The organism is Paenibacillus sp. J22P15, from assembly GCF_056269345.1.
Genome location: NZ_JBWDNT010000017.1, coordinates 91,383 through 109,679, shown reverse-complemented (window position 1 = coordinate 109,679; position 18,297 = coordinate 91,383). Strand labels below are relative to the sequence as shown.

The 18,297-nt window shown below is 44.1% G+C and carries 16 protein-coding genes; 8 read left to right on the top strand and 8 right to left on the bottom strand.

Features of this window, described 5'->3' with window-relative positions; translation table 11 throughout:
- Positions 1-122: 122 nt before the first annotated feature.
- Together speD and AC0YN6_RS24440 are read left to right on the top strand one after the other, a co-directional pair.
- On the top strand, positions 123-932 hold the full coding sequence (speD, locus tag AC0YN6_RS24445) for an adenosylmethionine decarboxylase (protein WP_475750069.1): 810 nt from the start codon (positions 123-125) through the stop codon (positions 930-932).
- 7 nt (positions 933-939) lie between these two features.
- Positions 940-1,809, top strand: a complete 870-nt coding sequence (locus tag AC0YN6_RS24440; RefSeq protein ID WP_475750068.1) for an SDR family oxidoreductase — start codon at positions 940-942, stop codon at positions 1,807-1,809.
- An 11-nt stretch (positions 1,810-1,820) separates the two neighbouring features.
- On the opposite strand, the gene AC0YN6_RS24435 is transcribed toward AC0YN6_RS24440, so the two are convergent.
- From AC0YN6_RS24435 to AC0YN6_RS24420, 4 genes are all read right to left on the bottom strand, one after another.
- Positions 1,821-2,702: an SDR family oxidoreductase gene (locus tag AC0YN6_RS24435; protein ID WP_475750067.1), complete on the bottom strand. Its 882-nt coding sequence runs from the start codon at positions 2,700-2,702 to the stop codon at positions 1,821-1,823.
- Positions 2,703-2,961: 259 nt separating this feature from the next.
- Positions 2,962-4,065: a GerAB/ArcD/ProY family transporter gene (locus AC0YN6_RS24430; protein ID WP_475750065.1), complete on the bottom strand. Its 1,104-nt coding sequence runs from the start codon at positions 4,063-4,065 to the stop codon at positions 2,962-2,964.
- 166 nt (positions 4,066-4,231) lie between these two features.
- Positions 4,232-5,044 carry an ABC transporter permease subunit gene (locus AC0YN6_RS24425; protein ID WP_475750064.1) on the bottom strand — a complete coding sequence of 271 codons (813 nt, stop codon included), beginning with the start codon at positions 5,042-5,044 and terminating at the stop codon, positions 4,232-4,234.
- Positions 5,041-5,931: an ABC transporter ATP-binding protein gene (locus AC0YN6_RS24420; RefSeq protein WP_475750063.1), complete on the bottom strand. Its 891-nt coding sequence runs from the start codon at positions 5,929-5,931 to the stop codon at positions 5,041-5,043. Before AC0YN6_RS24420 ends, AC0YN6_RS24425 begins: the two co-directional genes overlap by 4 nt.
- Before the next feature lie 158 nt (positions 5,932-6,089).
- Here AC0YN6_RS24420 and AC0YN6_RS24415 point away from each other — a divergent pair, with 158 nt between their 5' ends.
- The 6 genes from AC0YN6_RS24415 (at position 6,090) to AC0YN6_RS24390 (ending at position 13,305) form a co-directional block, all read left to right on the top strand.
- Positions 6,090-7,322, top strand: a complete 1,233-nt coding sequence (locus tag AC0YN6_RS24415) for an aminopeptidase (protein ID WP_475750061.1) — start codon at positions 6,090-6,092, stop codon at positions 7,320-7,322.
- A 246-nt stretch (positions 7,323-7,568) separates the two neighbouring features.
- Positions 7,569-8,624 (top strand): Delta(5) desaturase DesA, encoded by a 1,056-nt coding sequence (gene desA / locus AC0YN6_RS24410; RefSeq protein WP_475750060.1) that lies wholly within the window; start codon positions 7,569-7,571, stop codon positions 8,622-8,624.
- A 166-nt stretch (positions 8,625-8,790) separates the two neighbouring features.
- Positions 8,791-9,909 carry a sensor histidine kinase gene (locus AC0YN6_RS24405; protein WP_475750059.1) on the top strand — a complete coding sequence of 373 codons (1,119 nt, stop codon included), beginning with the start codon at positions 8,791-8,793 and terminating at the stop codon, positions 9,907-9,909.
- Positions 9,910-9,937: 28 nt separating this feature from the next.
- Positions 9,938-10,537 (top strand): response regulator, encoded by a 600-nt coding sequence (locus AC0YN6_RS24400; RefSeq protein WP_475750057.1) that lies wholly within the window; start codon positions 9,938-9,940, stop codon positions 10,535-10,537.
- A 139-nt stretch (positions 10,538-10,676) separates the two neighbouring features.
- Positions 10,677-12,119, top strand: a complete 1,443-nt coding sequence (locus AC0YN6_RS24395; protein ID WP_475750056.1) for a nicotinate phosphoribosyltransferase — start codon at positions 10,677-10,679, stop codon at positions 12,117-12,119.
- Between the two features lie 163 nt (positions 12,120-12,282).
- Positions 12,283-13,305 (top strand): S-layer homology domain-containing protein, encoded by a 1,023-nt coding sequence (locus AC0YN6_RS24390; protein ID WP_475750054.1) that lies wholly within the window; start codon positions 12,283-12,285, stop codon positions 13,303-13,305.
- A gap of 53 nt (positions 13,306-13,358) precedes the next feature.
- On the opposite strand, the gene AC0YN6_RS24385 is transcribed toward AC0YN6_RS24390, so the two are convergent.
- The 4 genes from AC0YN6_RS24385 to AC0YN6_RS24370 all read right to left on the bottom strand — a co-directional run bounded on the left by AC0YN6_RS24385 (position 13,359) and on the right by AC0YN6_RS24370 (position 18,175).
- Entirely contained in the window at positions 13,359-14,237 is an 879-nt protein-coding gene (locus tag AC0YN6_RS24385) for a tetratricopeptide repeat protein (protein WP_475750052.1), read from the bottom strand.
- Positions 14,238-14,264: 27 nt separating this feature from the next.
- Positions 14,265-15,230 carry an ATP-binding protein gene (locus AC0YN6_RS24380; RefSeq protein ID WP_475750051.1) on the bottom strand — a complete coding sequence of 322 codons (966 nt, stop codon included), beginning with the start codon at positions 15,228-15,230 and terminating at the stop codon, positions 14,265-14,267.
- 957 nt (positions 15,231-16,187) lie between these two features.
- On the bottom strand, positions 16,188-16,937 hold the full coding sequence (locus AC0YN6_RS24375) for a DNA-binding response regulator (RefSeq protein WP_475750049.1): 750 nt from the start codon (positions 16,935-16,937) through the stop codon (positions 16,188-16,190).
- 179 nt (positions 16,938-17,116) lie between these two features.
- Positions 17,117-18,175, bottom strand: a complete 1,059-nt coding sequence (locus AC0YN6_RS24370) for a SepM family pheromone-processing serine protease (RefSeq protein WP_475750047.1) — start codon at positions 18,173-18,175, stop codon at positions 17,117-17,119.
- Between the last annotated feature and the right edge of the window lie 122 nt (positions 18,176-18,297).

Below are 18,297 nucleotides of genomic sequence, written 5' to 3'. Positions count from 1 at the left end.
AAAGCATTTTGCATTCGGCGAGAACCGAGTGTGAAATGCTTTTTTTGTGTTTTAAGGAAGTTTTGCCGCATCGGTAATTGGGTAAAAGGAAATAGTACTTATTGAAAAGGAGTGATGCACAATTGAAATTAACAGAGGAACAGCGAATTCAGCTGCATGGCTTCAATAATTTGACGAAGTCGCTCAGCTTCAATATGTACGATGTGTGTTATACGAGAACGAAAGAAGAGCGCAAAGCATATATCGCCTATATAGACGAACAATACAATTCAGATAGGCTGACGAATATTTTGGAAACGGTGTCGGATATTATAGGAGCGCATGTGCTGAATATTGCGAAACAAGATTATGAGCCGCAGGGCGCCAGCGTTACTTTGCTTGTGTCGGAAGGGCCTGTTGTAGGTGGACCTAATGAGTCATTTGAAGAATCGCCGGGTCCCTTGCCTGATTCAGTCGTTATGCATTTGGATAAAAGCCATATCACGGTTCATACGTATCCAGAATATCATCCGAATGAAGGTATCAGCACGTTCCGCGCAGACATTGATGTGTCTACCTGCGGCGAGATTTCACCGCTTAAAGCGCTAAACTATCTGATTCATTCTTTTGATACCGATATTATGACGCTGGATTACCGTGTGAGGGGTTTCACTCGCGACATTAATGGTTACAAGCTGTTTATTGATCATGATATTAACTCGATTCAAAATTACATACCGAAGAAAGAATCTCTTTTGTATGACATGATCGACGTTAACATCTATCAAGAGAATGTGTTTCATACGAAATGCAAGCTGAAGCAGTTTGATTTAAACAATTATTTGTTTGGCTATACGAAGGATTCATTGTCGATGGAAGAGCAAGAGGAGATTACGCGGAGATTGAAGACCGAAATGGACGAAATCTTTTATGGAAAAAATATAAGGAGCTGATATATTCATGTCTAATTCTTCGTCACCAAAACAAGTTAACCCGCCACAGCATCAGAACCGTCAGCCTGGCATTGAATCTGAAATGAATCCGCTGCCGGTCTACGAATCTGCCGCCTATAAAGCAGCAGGTAAGCTGAAGGGCAAGACGGCCATCATAACCGGAGGAGATAGCGGTATCGGTCGTGCAGTAGCGGTTGCCTATGCCAAAGAGGGTGCTGATCTTGTCATCGTTTATTTGAATGAGCATGAGGATGCGAAGAAGACAAAGGAGGTTGTCGAGAAGGCAGGCGTTAAATGCTTGCTTATTGCTGGCGACATAGGTGACGAGGCATTCTGCAAGAGTGTAATTGAGCAGACGATAAAGGAATACGGAAAGCTTGATATTTTGGTTAATAATGCAGCGGAGCAGCATTTGCAGCAGAAGCTTGAGGACATTACCTCCGATCAGCTCGTTGCGACATTCCGTACAAATGTATTCAGCATGTTCTATTTGACAATCGTTGCATTGCCGCATTTGAAAGCTTCCAGCTCCATCATTAATACAGCTTCAATAACGGCTTATCGCGGCAATCCAACCTTAATTGATTATTCGGCAACTAAGGGCGCGATCGTCTCGTTTACACGTGCGCTCTCCGTAAATTTGGCAGAGCAAGGCATTCGAGTTAATGGTGTCGCTCCCGGACCGATCTGGACTCCGCTTATACCCTCGACGTTCGATGATCAGTCCGTGGCGACGTTCGGCTCAGATACGCCAATGAAGCGTCCTGGTCAGCCCCATGAGCTAGCTGCTGCTTACGTCTACTTAGCTTGTGAGGATTCAAGCTATATGTCCGGCCAAATGCTGCATATTAACGGCGGTGAAGTTGTAAACGGATAAAGACCGAACAGCTAGAAGCCATGCTGCTTGGCATAATTACCCCAGTGCGGCTGTCTGCCATCAATGTCGGCAATGCCGAATTCATCAGACAGCTGCCAGCTGGGGAATACTTGTCCTGATCTTTCTAGCAAGTCATTGCTTGCTGCTAGTGCTGCGACGCCACGCCCAATGAAGTAAGGAGTTTCGGATTGAGCGAAGTGATCGGCGTCTGGTATGCCGCTATGCACCGCATCAAGCCAGTTGTCTTCTGTTACTCCAAAATGCTCCAGCATTTCCTCAGAACGAAGAAAACCGGGTGTTACTGCAACAGCAGCTACATCGTATGGTTTGAGGTCAGCTGCCATTGCCGCAGCAAGATGGATTGGTGAAATTTTGGCTAGACTATAAAACAAGCTGCCGCGATAGCGGTAATCGATTCCGTCCGTTACTTCAATAATTAAGCCTTTCTTTCTCTGCACCATTAATGGCGCTCCATAATGACTCGTAATCAGATGCGTCTTCACGGCGCGCTCCTGCATTAACAGCCCCTTGCTTAAAGAATGCTCCCAAAAGGGCTTCCTCCATTCTGTTAACGATTCTCCTCCCCAAATGTTATTGACGAGCACGTCGAGCTGCCCATTCTGTTCCCTGCTGACTCGTTCGAATAAGGCTCGAACATCCGCTTCAATTGTATGATCAACTTTAATTGGAATTGCTACGCCGCCTCTAGCAGTGACCAATTCGGCTGTTTCTTCGATGGTCTCAGGTCTGTTCAGATCAGAGGCTTGACCGCGAATGCTTCTCCCTGTGCAATAAACAGTAGCGCCAGCTTCTCCTAAGCTTACAGCAATTCCTCGGCCAGCTCCGCGAGTGGCGCCGGCAACGAGTGCTATTTTACCCTCTAAAGGTTTCATTGTATCTCTCCGCTCCTGTTTCTATCGTTTACTCTTTGTCAGTATAGCAAACCATAACGACAGCTACTGTCATATATTCATGTTAATTTGAAAAAAAAGCTTGAAACGGATTAGAGCAGCTCAGGAGGTTATTCAAGAGATCGAGGAATTCCAAAAGAAAAGTCAAGCAGTTGCAGGCGTTTCTTACTCCCAGGAACTGTTGGCAGAGCTTAAAGAGCAAGTCGGCAAAGCTCAGGAACTCATCAGGATAAAAGTGATACTACTTACTTTTTTTATATGTTTTTCGCAGTATAGTTCCCACTAATAGTAATGAGGGTATGAACAACCCAATCGTTAATGTATATACAACAGCCGTTGTCGAATCCCAATGTTGTTGGTAAGCGACATTTGGATAAACCACCAGAGAAAGGACAGTCGTAATCATACCTAAAGGCATCGTCAAGATGCGATAGTCTTTCAAATTTAGAATCTGTGTGATTGCTATAACAGAGGCGTAAAAGTAAAGAATGAGTTTAAAATAAAGGGCAATCACCCACAGAACCGACATTATCGCTTCAACCCGTGTGAAAAAACCTCCGACATCAATCATTTTGGCTAAAGAAAAGCCCGGATACAATTGTGTGGAGGAATGGAAAGGGCCAAGAACTAAAAGAGATAACAAAGTCATGATAATCACCACACATCCACCGATTATGTTCCCGATTAAAAAAGCATTTTGACCCCTTTTTGGGTCATTGATACTGATGGGAAACACCATCAAGAAAACCACAGCATTCATCGAAGACGTAGTCACCACAAGAAGAGTTGCACGTATGGTAGGTTGGAGTTTGAGTTCGAACATCGGTTGAAGGTTGGCCATGTCCATTTTTGGGGCATTCGAAACAGCGAAAATGAAAAACAAGATAAAAAAACAGGGAATAAAAATTTCTGCCGTACGCGCAAAGGTTTCAAGCCTAAGTCTGACTCCTATTACCATAATCAACGCCATTAAAATGATGATGGCTTCGAGGGGCGTTTCAGTCATCATCTGAGTAATCATGAAGTCACCGGTATAATATAAAAGAGTTGACGCGTATATAAGTGCCATGGAAAAAAATAAAAAGGCAAGGGTTTTACCGAACCACTGTCCGAAAACGGCCTCCATCATTTTGACCAATGTGAGGTTTGGATGCATCCGACTTAGCTTATTGTATAACATAATGACGAACACACCGCTGACTAAACCCAGAACAGCTGGAATCCAAGCATCTTGTTCCACTTCAGTAGCCAAAGGGGCTGGAATCGTTAGAATGGAGGTTCCAATGGTAAATAAAATCACTAAAACCCTGAATTGACGGACTGAAATTTTTTCGCTTTCAGGCATCGAATCCCTCTCCCTTAGCTGGCTATCATGGCTTCTTTTGAAATTAGGTCCCTCTGTTTTTCTATAGTCATCCTTGACAGTTCATGAAACTTTTAAACGTAGCCATAAAGGGGCTATCCCATTGTCATCATTGATGACTTTTGGGACAGCCCCTTTTCCTTGTACCCTACAAAGGCAAGTCGCGTTTGCTGAAGGCGATGATCCCAGCGGTAAAGCCTGCTAATCCGATCATGACCAGAATGACTAAGGACATAAATGTATCACCGCCGCCGCTCGCGATTTCACTCGGTCTGTACAAAGAAAATACAGAGACGAATCGGAGCCATTCGACACTTTCGCTAATTTTACCAAGCATATCGAGACCAAACATACCGAACGTAATGGCGCCCGAGATTCCCATTGCTTGCTTCTCATCGTTGGAAAGAGCAGAAATGAAAAATGAAATGCCGCCTACCGCGAAGAACAGCATCCATGCAATTACATTTAATAAAATAAAACGGGAGCCGTTAAACTCATAGCGATCACCGATAAATAATTCATAGCCGATTAATCCCGAAGCTGTCGTTACAATCATAATCAGCAGTAATCCGGCAATTAGCACACTTGCTTGTGTTACGGCGATACGGCGCCGAGTCGTTGGTGTGGACAACAGATAAGCCATAGAACCTTGGTCAATTAGTCTCGCCATAAGACTGGTTGACACCATAACGCTGAATATCGAGAGCAGAAGGGGCAATATGAGTCCGTAATATTCACCTGAGATGAACGATTCCATGCTTCCGAAGCCGGCTTCCATGCCGAAAGCGTTAACGAGACTGCTAGGTAGAGCTAACATAAGCTCGTTGAGAGCTCCCGTATTCTCTGCGATTCCAGGATAAAGCCAGAACATAAGCAATATGTAGAAAGCAGAGCCGAAGGCATAGTTGCTTATCCCTTTTAGGTTAATCTTCATCATTTGTTTGAAGAGAGATGCGTTCATCGGGCATTCTCCTTCCGGTCATAATAGTGCATGAAAACATCTTCAAGATTTTGAGCAGTTATATCGAGGCTGCGAATGGGATATTTGGCGGTCTCTTGAATAAGCTCATTATAATTGCCCTGTACAGCGACGGTGATCCGGCTGCCTTCATAAGATTCGATTGGTAAAATGCCCGTATGCATGAACTTTGTTGCATCCTCCGAATGTTCAAAAACAATCTCAACCAGCTTCCGCTGCATCGATTGAAGCTCATGAATGTTTTTGACGGTCATCACTGTCCCGTCTTTTATAATAGCAGCGCGGTCGCAAGTTCTCTCGATCTCGGGAAAGTTGTGGGAGGACATTAGAAATGTGGTGCCCTTCGCTTTCTCTTCCAGAACGAGCTCAATAAATGTTTGCTGCATTAGTGGATCAAGGCCAGACGTTGGCACATCAAGAATGATTAACTCCGGATCATGCATAAATGCGGCGACGATTCCGACTTTTTGCTTCATTCCTTTGGACATCTTCCGAATGGGCGTGTTAACGTCGAACTGCAGACGTTCTATGAGCCTGCTTCGCTTGTCCGAGCTGTTCACCCCTTGCATTGCAGATAAAAACTCAAGAAAACCTTTGCCGGTCATTCCTTCGATAAATGCAATTTCCCCAGGCAAGTAGCCGACAAATTGCTGCACGTTGCCTTGTTTCGTCCAAGTGTCGAGCCCCTTGATGGATACTCTGCCATGATCCGGCTTCATGAATCCCATAATATGACGGATAGTCGTTGATTTACCTGCCCCATTCGGACCTAAAAAACCGAATACTTCACCTTTATTTACGGTGAATGAAACGTCCTTAATGCCTCGGCCATTCGGAAAAAGCTTTGTCAGCCCCTCAACGATTAACATCTATCGCCGCACCTCGCATTTCATATGATCATTCATCTGTTCTTTTACGTCCTACAGCGTAAGTCTATCTTATTTGACTATGGGCTTGTTTATTCGATACAATTTAGACTATAGCATGTATGTACATAGAGGCGTTAATGAAGGGAGAATACGAAATTATGAGTGGATTTGAACATCATTTAGATACTTATGCAGAGTTGATTGTAAAAATTGGTGTGAACGTTCAGCAGGGACAAGAGGTATTCGTAACAGGTGCTGTTGATCAAGCAGCGCTCGTCAGACTTGTAGCCGGCAAAGCCTATGCAGCAGGTGCGAGCAACGTGCATGTGGAGTGGACTGACGATTCATTGTCCAGATTAAAATATGAGCAAGCAGCGGATGAAGTTTTTGCGCGGTACCCTGAATGGGAAACGGCCAAGCGCAACTCGTTCGTGGAACGTGGAGCAGCGTTTATTTCTATCGTGTCATCTAGTCCTGATTTGTTGAAAGGGATTGATTCAGGACGTATTGCAAGCTTCCAGAAAGCATCAGGACAAGGCTTAATGGAGTTCCGCAGAGCAATTCAATCCGATAAGGTGAGCTGGACGGTAGTTGCAGCTGCTAGCAAGCAATGGGCAGCGAAGGTTTTCCCAGAAGCAGGGGAAGAAGAAGCGGTAGAGCGACTGTGGAAGGCGATTTTCGATTCTGTTCGTTTGCATTCGGATGATCCAGTTAAAGCGTGGGAAGATCATAACGCGAGCCTTCACAGCAAAGGCGAGACGCTTAACAAAAATCGTTTTCATAAGCTGCATTACACCGCTCCTGGTACAGATCTTACGATCGAATTGCCGGAGAAGCACATTTGGGTCGCTGCAGGCAGCACGAACGTAAACAACGTTCCTTTCATGGCTAATATGCCTACCGAGGAAGTGTTTACAGTTCCGCTCAAAACAGGGGCGAACGGATATGTATCAAGCACGAAGCCGCTCAGCTATGGCGGGAACATTATCGATCGTTTCAAGCTGACGTTTGAGAATGGACGTATTGTTAAAGTAGAAGCTGAGGAAGGGCAAGACATTTTGCAGCAGCTGGTAGATATTGACGAGGGCTCACATTATCTTGGCGAGGTTGCTCTTGTTCCGCATGAGTCGCCGATTTCGCAGTCCAATATTTTGTTCTACAATACGTTGTTTGATGAGAATGCATCTAATCATCTGGCAATCGGCAGCGGTTATGCTTTCAATATCGAGGGCGGAAAAACAATGTCTCCTGAAGTGCTCGCTCAGAATGGCGTTAATGCCAGCATCACGCATAACGATTTCATGATCGGCTCTGCTGAGATGGATATCGATGGTATTACGAAGGATGGAACGGTTGTGCCAATCTTCCGTAAAGGAAATTGGGCGATTTAATAAGAAACGCAGGACGAAGAGCTATTCGAGAGAAGCGACAGCTTCTTTTGGATAGCTTTTTTTCTGTTTTATGGGTTATTTTACACAAATAAGACAACTTCCCAGTGGGCTATATGACAAATGTCATGTCTTCGTATTGACGTTTATGACTACAATGACGTGACACTTTTCTTTACAATAAAGTTAGAATACTGCGTTAGACGTCCGGGATACTCTCCAAGCGTCATATTGAGGAGGAAGAATGCGATGACAGAGCCGAAACAAGCTCACCTGAAGAAAGAAGTTGCCCCATTTGAGAAAACGGATTTAAAGTCGAGCATCAGACAGCTTATTAACACCTTAGTGCCACTCGTTCTGTTCTGGTATGCCTCTTACTATAGTCTCTCGATATCGTACTGGCTTACTGCTCCGTTGGTGCTTATTACTTCTGGTTTCGTTATTCGTACATTCATCATCTTTCATGACTGCACTCACGGATCTTTTTTCAAAAGCAAAAAGGCAAATGACATCATAGGCACAATTACGGGTGTTATTACGCTGGTTCCTTATAGACAGTGGAAAAATTCACATTCCATTCATCACGCAACGAGCAGTAACCTCGACAAACGGGGCGTTGGCGATTTGTGGATTCTGACTGTAGAAGAATATGCAGCTGCGCCGTTGCTGCGCCGGATTGCTTATCGTATGTATCGTCATCCGCTTGTTATGTTTGGACTTGGTCCGATCGGCGTATTCCTTATTCAGTATCGCTTTAATGTAAAGGGTGCTAGACGCAAGGAAAAAATGAACACTTATTTAACGAATATTTTGATCGTAAGCATATATGCACTTCTCATTTGGGCAATTGGCTGGCAAGCCTTCCTGCTTGTACAGGGACCTGTATTTTTTGTATCTGGTCTGCTCGGCATTTGGTTATTCTATGTGCAGCATCAATTTGAGGATTCTTATTTTGAGAATGAAGACGAATGGAGCTACGTGAAAGCTGCCGTTGAAGGAAGTTCTTACTACAAGCTGCCAAAAGTATTGCAATGGATTACTGGCAACATTGGCTTCCATCACGTTCATCATTTGAGCCCTAAGGTTCCTAACTACAACTTGGAAAAAGCGCATAATGCGACGCCGCCGCTTCACAAAGCGACGACTATCACAATCAGCGAAAGCTTAGAATCACTTCAGTTCCGTCTTTGGGACGAAACAGACAAAAAATTTGTCAGCTTCAAAAGAATTAAGCATCGCATTCAGAAAGCAAAAGACGCTTCAGAGAAGCTGAAAACAACGAATCCGAGTTTGAAATTCAAGTAACTCTAACCTATACAAGCATACAAAAACACAGAAGCCACGCCCTCACAGGCTGGCTTCTATGTATCTAACGATAAGGAAAGTAAATACTTGAAAAGTTGTATATGCTAAAATGATGATAAGAGTTAATCATAACCATAACATGGCTTGGGATAAAGGATGAACGACCATGAACAAGTGGTATCAGATTTTTCATAAAAACACAGGTCTAAGCCCATATGTGTGGGTCGTCTTTTGTATTTTGCCTTTTTACTTTATTTTTCGTTCGTCTTCCCCTTATGAAGCGGTATCGGGGATTATCATGATTATTTTGTTTTTTATTTGTTACCGTCTCTCGTTTGTTTCCAAAGGCTGGCTTGTCTATTTCTGGACCAGTGTGCAAATTGTTATTTCTATCGCGATGACATTGTTGTTCAGCTACGTCTATTTCTCGATCTTTCTAGCTTTTTTTATTGGAAACATACAGAATCGAGCCGGATTTTTCACTTTGTACACGATTCATATCGTCAGTACTTTCGTAACCGTCAATTATGGTTTTGCAACGCAAAACGCCTTATTTTTCACGCAATTTCCATTCATCCTCATCAGTCTGATCGTCGTAATTCTTCTGCCTTTCAACACGTACAATCGGAATAAGCAGGATCAACTGGAAGGACAGCTGGAAGATGCGAATAAGCGGATCTCAGAGCTGGTTAAGCTTGAGGAAAGACAGCGAATTGCACGTGATTTGCACGATACACTTGGACAGAAGCTGTCTCTCATTGGTTTGAAGAGTGATCTCGCTGGCAAGCTGATGGTCAAAAACCCTGCACAAGCACAGGCTGAAATCAATGATGTTCGCCAAACGGCGAGAACAGCGTTGAAGGAAGTACGGGAAATGGTTACACAGATGCGCGGCACGAGAATTGAAGACGAAATGTTTCGGATTAAGCAGATTTTGAAGGCAGCTGAAATTGAATTCAAGCTTGAAGGAGATTTGAAGCTGGGCAATACGAATTTACTGATTGAAAATGTACTTAGCATGTGTTTGAAGGAAGCCGTAACGAATGTTGTAAAGCACAGCGGTGCGTCCACATGCACAGTCACGATCCAGTCATCGCGTAGAGAACTTTCGCTTCAGGTGAGAGACAATGGCGTAGGGATTCCTGAGGATGCTAAAAATTGCGGCGGGCATGGCCTTCAGGGCATGAAGGAGCGTCTTGAGTTCGTGAATGGAAGCTTGGATATTGTGACGAATGATGGGGCAACACTCATTATTCGTGTGCCGAACGTGATTAAACAAAATTAATGCTTAGCTAAAGAAGGGATTGAGGGGTATGATAACAATCGTCATTGCCGAGGATCAGCGCATGCTGCTGGGCGCCCTCGCTTCCTTGCTTGATTTGGAAGAGGACATGAAGGTCGTTGGAAGAGCAAGCAATGGAGAAGACGCAATAAGTCTTGTTCATCAGCATAAGCCTGATATTTGTATTATGGATATTGAAATGCCGGCTAAGACGGGGCTTGATGCTGCTGAGGAGCTGAAGGGGCAAGACTGCAAAGTTATTATTTTGACGACATTTGCAAGGTCTGGTTACTTTGAACGTGCGCTCAAGGCGGGAGTTAGCGGCTATTTGTTAAAGGACAGCCCAAGTGAGGAGCTTGCCGATTCGATTCGAAGCGTAATGGCTGGACGTCGGATATTCGCTTCGGAGTTGGTTGATGAGGCATACGGTCAAGAAAACCCATTAACAGAGCGAGAGAAAGAAGTGCTTGTACTCGTTGCTGACGGAAAAAACACGAAGGAAATTGCAAGTGAGCTCTTTATTACAACAGGTACAGTGCGAAACTATATTTCCGTCATTCTCGATAAGCTTGATGTCAGTAATCGCATAGAGGCGATTACTCGGTTTAAAGAGAAGGGCTGGTTCAAATAATGTTCAGGGATAAGAGCAGTAATGTATAAACCATATTGCGCTAATGAGACGAGCCATGTGATCTCAACGGCGCTTTTTTTATTTTCTAGAGTTAAAGGAATGGGTATTGGATAGAGTACTAAGGAAGGGAGTTAATGGGATGAGTTATACAAATTTGACACTCCATACGGATAAATACCAAATTAATATGATGTACGCGCATTGGCTGCAAGGAAGTCAGAATGAGAAGGTCGTATTTGAGGCCTATTTCCGTAAGCTTCCTTTCTGCAACGGATTTGCTGTATTCGCAGGCTTGGAGAGAATTGTTGCCTATATCCGCTCTCTGCAATTTGGAGAAGAGGAAATTACATATTTACGAACTCAAGAAGAGAATTACAAAGAGGAATTTCTTGAAGAGCTGCGGAGTTTTCGATTCACAGGCAATATTTACTCCGTAGAGGAAGGAACACTCGTCTTTCCGAATGAGCCGCTGTTTTGCGTAGAAGCACGCATATTTGAAGCTCAGCTAATAGAAACAGCCGTTCTCAATATGATGAACTATCAGACGCTAATCGCAACGAAGGCTGCACGAATCAAGCAGGTTGCTCCAGATGATGTATTGCTTGAGTTCGGAACAAGGCGAGCGCAGGAAGCAGATGCTGCTGTATGGGGAGCACGGGCGGCTTATATTGCCGGCTTCCATGCAACCTCTAATATGCGTGCAGGCATGCTCTTCGGTATTCCAGCCAAAGGCACGCATGCTCATTCATGGGTGCAAGGTCACGATTCGGAGGAGGAGGCATTCCGCGCCTATGCAGAATCGCTGCCTGACTTTGTAACACTGCTCGTGGATACGTACAACACACTCAAAAGCGGGGTTCCAAACGCGATTAAAATTGCCCATATGCTGGAGAGTCAAGGGAAACGGATGAATGCGATCCGCCTTGATAGCGGCGACCTTGCGTATTTATCACAAATGTCGAGAAAAATGCTGGATGAAGCGGGTCTATCCTATGTGAAGATCGTTGCTTCTAATGACTTGGATGAAGGCATTATTTCTAATCTCAAGTCGCAGGGTGCGAAGATTGACATATGGGGCGTTGGAACGCAGTTGATCACTGCAGCGGATCAGCCGTCGCTCGGAGGAGTGTACAAGCTTGTCGCACGTGAGAAAAACGGCAGCTATGAGCCGGTTATTAAAATTTCAGCGAATCCAGAAAAGGTATCGACACCAGGCTTCAAGGAGCTGTACCGAATAATTAATACATCGACCGGAAAAGCAGAAGCGGATTATATTACGCTGAAGGACGAGCAGCAAGTGAAAAAGGGAGAGAGGATAAAGCTCTTTGACCCGATTCATTCCTATATTCACAAATATATTACGCAATACGAAGCGGTCAAGTTGTTAAAACCGATTTTTGTTCAGGGTGAATTGGTGTATGACCTGCCAAGCTTAGACCAAATTCGGAGCTGCCATAAAGGACAATTTGAGCTATTCTGGCCTCAATATTTGCGTAAGCTGAATGCGGAAGCGTACCGTGTTAATTTAAGCGAAGCGACATGGGAGCTGAAACGGGAACTGATTCAGCGGCACCAGCAGTAACAGCTGCTGTAGAAGATGATATTCAAAAAACAAAGGACATTTGCTGCACTCTCGTGCGCAAATGTCTTTTGTTGTTTCGGGAATTGTCGAAAATGAAGGGAATCCCTCTAGTATTGTTGAAATAGTAGCGGATACATTTCATTAAATACTTGGAGGTAAGGATATGAAAAGAAGTAATAAAGCAATATTTATATGGCTGGCGATATGCTTAATGTCATTTTCATTCGTAATGCCAGCGGGAGCAGCTGAGATTCCGAGGGATAAGTATACGTATTCGATTTCTCAAAAATCAACTGAAGTGACAGAGACGCTAACATTCAATGATTTAGGTGACATTTATAAGGATGTCACAATTACTTCTACGCTCGTTCCCGAAAATGCAGTACTCAGCTATACAGGAAAGATTGATACTAGCGTTGTCGTATTTGGATACAGCTTGGAGAACGGTGTTTTGGTCTCCAAACCAGTCCCATGGACGATAAATGGCAAGAAGGAGCTCGTCAATGCACTGCCCGCTAATACAAAGGGAATGGTAACCTTTGAATATAACGTTCCTTATTATGAATTGTTCATATTGGATGAGGCAACAGGTGACAAGGCGAGCTATTTTTTCAAGATTGACAAGAGTATACCTACAGGTGAACAGCCTGATGCTTGGGCTAAGATGGAGGTAGATGCAGCGATTGCTGCTGGACTTATTCCAAAGGAGCTGCAAAGCAACTATAAGAAACAAATTACTCGTGCAGATTTCACAAAAATTATTATTAAGCTGCTAGAGGTCAAAACCAATCAAACGATTGATGAAATTTTAGAAGAAAACGAAGTGAGCCTCGCTGATAATCCATTCACAGATACGAAGGTGAAGGAGGTCATTGCCGCTAATCTGATGGGGATTGTAAATGGAAAGGGTAATGGGAAATTTGATCCGTATGGAAGCATTACAAGGCAAGAGGCAGCTGTTATGCTTGCGAATTCAGCAGAGGTACTGGGATATGCCGTTACAGCTGATGCCGCGGTTTTTGCCGATAACAGCAGTATAGCGGGCTGGGCCAAATCGAGCGTGAATTTCGTGGCAATGTACGATGTGATGAAAGGTACAGGGAATAATAAGTTTAGTCCAAAAGGCACGTATACTCGTCAGCAGGCTTATATGACTATTGTTCGTTTAGCTGCTGTGCTTGGATAATTTTTCGGGATTAGAACAACGAGATATAGGAGAGGAAGGTGAGCACACGCTGCTCACCTTCCTCGTTTCCAGCCAAATATTTTTACATGCACCATCAGCCTTGTGATCCAATGCGTGGCAACATAGAGAATAATAAAAACGATAATGAGCGGTTTAAATAAAATCCATAATACGATCCAGCTGAGCAGGATCTGCCAAGGCTTCATTTTTTTCGCCAGTTTGCTAGGCAAGAGCATGACACGATACAGTTTATAATTCTTTTGAAGGCCTTCAATAAACTCTTGGCGAATTTGCTTGTCTTCGGGGTCTAGTCTGATGGCGTTCTTGAGCATGAGCAGATAGTCATCATAGTCGTTCCGTCTTTCCGCGGACCATGCCAAATATAAGTAAACCATATCGTTCTCAACATCCAGCCGCAAAGCCTGATTGGCAAGCATTTTAGACTCTGCAAAATGGTGCAGCAGCGCTTCGTTGTAGCTTAAATTGGCAAGATACAACGGATTTTCCGGGGAAATTTCAAGTCCCTTTAGAAGTAGATCCTTCGCTTCATCATACCTTCTCACTTTATTTAACATGTTAGCGCGCAAGAAATAATAGTGCGGTTCATAGGGATCAAGCCGCTGTCCTTCTGCAATTGCTTCCGCGGCAGCCTTCCAGTTTTCCATCGTGTAATAAGCATTGCTGCGAACGAACCAGGCTAATTCATTTTCTGGATCGCGCTGTAAAGATTGTTCAGCCCAATGAAGGGCTTGATCATTATTATCCATAAGAAGACTAACCTGCCCGAGCAGTGCATAAGCATAGGGGTCCTCTGGTGTATCCTGAATTAATACAAGAGCTTCAGCAGAAGCTTCTTTATATTTCTTCCAACCCATGAGCTGTTGTATTCTATCGTAATACTTATTGCTCATCTCTTCTTCTACTTCAAACATAACTATGGTTACCTCGCTATATAGGAATTATTTCAAACCGCTTTGCTTCATATACTCCAGAACGATTTGATAGTCCTGGTTGATATCGCTGAATGTAGCATAGTTTTTGGCGGTAGCAAACCAATCGAGTGTCGTGGCTTTCCGGTGCTTGGCTGCTTTCTTGAGATCATCCTGTGAAATAGGTTGAATCTCTCCAATATCGAGAGTTCTCTCCAGCGCGCTTTCAACGGCATCCTTCACGATTTGTTCCAAATCGGCTCCTGAGAAATGCTTCGTTTCCTTCGATATTTTGCTTAGATCAAGCGAGCCAAGCGGCTTCCCAGCAAGCTTAAGCTGCAAGATGGTTGAGCGCTCCGATTCCTCCGGCGGCGGTACAAAGATCATATGATTAAATCGTCCTGGTCTGCGTAACGCTGAATCAAGATACCAAGGTGTATTCGTAGCGCCGATGACAAATACTTGATCATTAAATGTACGAAGCCCGTCGAGCTCCATCAACAGCTGATTAACGAGTATGCGGTCATGATGCTGACGCATCTGATTGCGACTGCCGCCCATTGCATCAAGCTCATCGATAAAGATGACACAGGGCTTATTTTCCCGAGCCTTCTCAAAAATATCATGCAAATTGTTCTCGCTTTGACCGACGTACATGCCAAGAATAGCCTGCAATTCGATATGCATAAAATTCGCATCGATTTCTCCGGCAACAGCTCTTGCTAGAAACGTTTTCCCGCAGCCGGGTGGTCCGTAAAGCAGAAGGCTTCCTCCAGCTTCCTTGCCGTATGCTGCGAACAGCTCAGGCTGCTTCAGCGGCAAGATGAAGTTCATGCGAATTTTCTTCTTCACTTCCTCAAGCCCGCCAACATCCGCAAATGTTTCTTCCGGTTTCTCGGATTCTACTAAATCTTTGCCATTGTTATCAAAGCGCAGCACCTTCAGCTTACTACGGCGTCGATCAGCGAGATCATCGCGGTCATTATGATCTGACATAGTCATCATCCTCTTAAAAACAATTTTTAATTATAGTGTACCAAATTTTGAAAGTATGATGGGTGTTTATACATGAAAATAAAATAACATGCTGGTTTAGATCTAAATTCGCCAAACCGGGCAAATCTGCACAAATAGATCTAGAAACTAGACTAATTAAGTCTCGCGCGCTTCGATTGTGCCTCAAAAGCTCATGCGATGAGGAATTAGATCTAGAAACTAGATCTAAATTCGCGAAACCGGGCAAATCTGCACAAATAGATCTAGAAACTAGACTAATTAAGTCTCGCGCGAATCGATTGTGCCTCAAAAGCTCATGCGTTGAGGGATTAGATCTAGAAACTAGATCTAAATTCGCCAAACCAGACAAATCTGCACAAATAGATCTAGAAACTAGACTAATCAAGTCTCGCGCGAATCGATTGTGCCTCAAAAGCTCATGCGTTGAGGGATTAGATCTAGAAACTAGATCTAAATTCGCCAAACATGGCAAAACAGCACAAATAGATCTAGAAACTAGACTAATCAAATCGCTCACGCCTCTAATGTGCCTCAAAAGCTCATGCGTTGAGGGATTAGATCTAGAAACTAGATCTAAATTCGCGGAACCAGGCACATCTGCACAAATAGATCTAGAAACTAGACTAATCAAATCGCTCACGCCTCTAATGTGCCTCAAAAGCTCATGCGTTGAGGGATTAGATCTAGAAACTAGATCAAAATTCGCCAAACATGGAAAAACAGCACAAATAGATCTAGAAACTAGACTAATCAAGTCTCGCGCGCCTCGATATTGGCTCAAAAGCTCATGCGTTGAGGGATTAGATCTAGAAACTAGATCTAAATTCGCGGAACCAGGCACATCTGCACAAATAGATCTAGAAACTAGACTAATTAGGTCGCGCGCGCCTCGATTGTGGCTCAAAAGCTCGCGCACCTCGATTGTGCCTGTTAGTTTTAAAGATGTAAACGAGCTGCTTTGGTCGTTAATCGGTAGCTGCGTACACGTTTGATTCCGGATGCTTGTTCAATGAATCCCTGCTGCAGCAGTTGTTGCAAGTATTTAAGCGCTGTGCAGTGGCTTACACGTAGCAGTTTCTCTACCTCCTTAGGGTTGAAGCTCAAGCCTCTCTTGCACCGCTGTGCCCATCTCAACAGTTCTCGCAAAGGAGAGGCGAGTTGTATTTCCAGCGGGTCTGTGCGACCAAGGCCGTATAATTTGCCTAGCAGCTGTTGAAGATACTGCTGGCATTGTCTAGGTCGTTCTTGAATGTCGTCGTAGGAGAAGCGAACAACGATCCAGTCATCCAGCACCAGCTGGTTCTGGCGGAAGCGATCATCCGAAAATTTCCGCCTTGATGCATGTCTGTGATGAGGACCAAAGCCGTCGATTTCGATAGAGACCCGATAAGGTGGGCGAATATAGGTGAAATCGAGAAATCTACTTCCATCCCGATAATCATTCACTTCATATTCCGGATGCAAGTATTCAAAGCTGCCAAGAACGGGCCACCATATATGGATTGCAAATTGCTGCTCACCATGATCATCGCGCTCCTCAAGCCGACGCCTGCGCTCGCTCGTTGGCTCACGCAGTGCAGTATGCTTAATTATCCATTCCCTGTATGCTAGTTCTGTTGTCCCCAAATGATCCGCACCTCCACCATCATTGCCGACTAATACGCTTCGATTCATCATACGTAACATTTCGCTCCCATCCTTATAAAATAAAAAAACACCGCTCGACTACGAACAATTGTCCGAAGTACGAGCGGTGTGCTTCACCTAAAGTAATTGTAACCAAGCAGCGCTTGGCTGTCACTAGCCAAATCAAGCTAGTAGCATGTGCACCTGAGTTTATAATCCATCACTAATTAACGATTATTCTAATCAAGCTGCTCCAAATAATTGACTGCTTCTGCAAGTGTTTGGACAGGCACAATTTTAACGTCGTATCCCTGATTAGAAGCTTCATCCAATGCATCCTGCTCATTTCTGTCGAAAGACTTCACGTCCGCCGGGCAAAAGAAAATGTCTACATCTGCACGCGCCGCGGCGATGATTTTATCACGAATACCGCCGATTTGGCCGACGTTCCCATTCGCATCGATGGTGCCAGTACCTGCAATAATTCGCCCCTTAGTCAGCTCACCTTCCGTTAACTGATCCAATATTTCCAGAGAAAACATTAATCCGGCTGACGGACCGCCGATTTCAGATTTGGTATACGTCACATCTACAGGTGGGTCAATCGTATATTGATCTTCGGATACAATACCGATTCGCGGCACTGCTGCAGCAGTGCCATCCCCAGAAGAGGATGGAGCAGAACTAGATAGTTCAATGTTCAGCGTAACCTTTTTTTGACCGCGCTGCACGACTAGTTCAAGCATATCGCCAGCCTTTTTTTGATCTAGTAATACGCTTGCGAGCTCACTCATCTGTGCGACCGGCTTGCCTTCAGCTTCGATAATCACATCTCCAGGGAAGAGCACACCGTTTGCTTTGGAATCACCATAAAGTGTCTGTACGAAGATGCCAACGTACGTTATTGGAACAGGCCTTGCGGCTGCCTCGAAGGCTGCAACAGCGGCATGGTTTTGCGAGCTTTTCATCATATGATGAAGTAGGGCTCCGTATTGGGTATCCGTTAAAGTGCCTCGTACATTTTTGGAGCTCCGGATTTCGGTATTTTTTGTAACCAACCCATATAGTAAGGTTAGCGCATTATTTACTTTTAGAGAGAGAACGGTCGTAAGGTTGAAGCTGCCTTGGTTTGATGAATGACCATCCTCCACCTTTACGAGCTTAGATAGATTTTCAATTGTGCCTGGTTCATATATATAATAGGGCAGCGGGACCAAGGTTAGTGCAGCTAAAATAATGATAAAGAAAAGCAGCGAGATGAGTCTTTTGGTGTTGGCGACTTTTGTATATACCTTCATGAAACGTGTCCTCTTTCTGATGGGAGTCCGTTAAGTATAAGATTATTTTAACAGAAGATGTCGATGTTTGAGTTAAAATATGGAATGGAATATGAATAACCATAATGATTTGGCTAATAAAA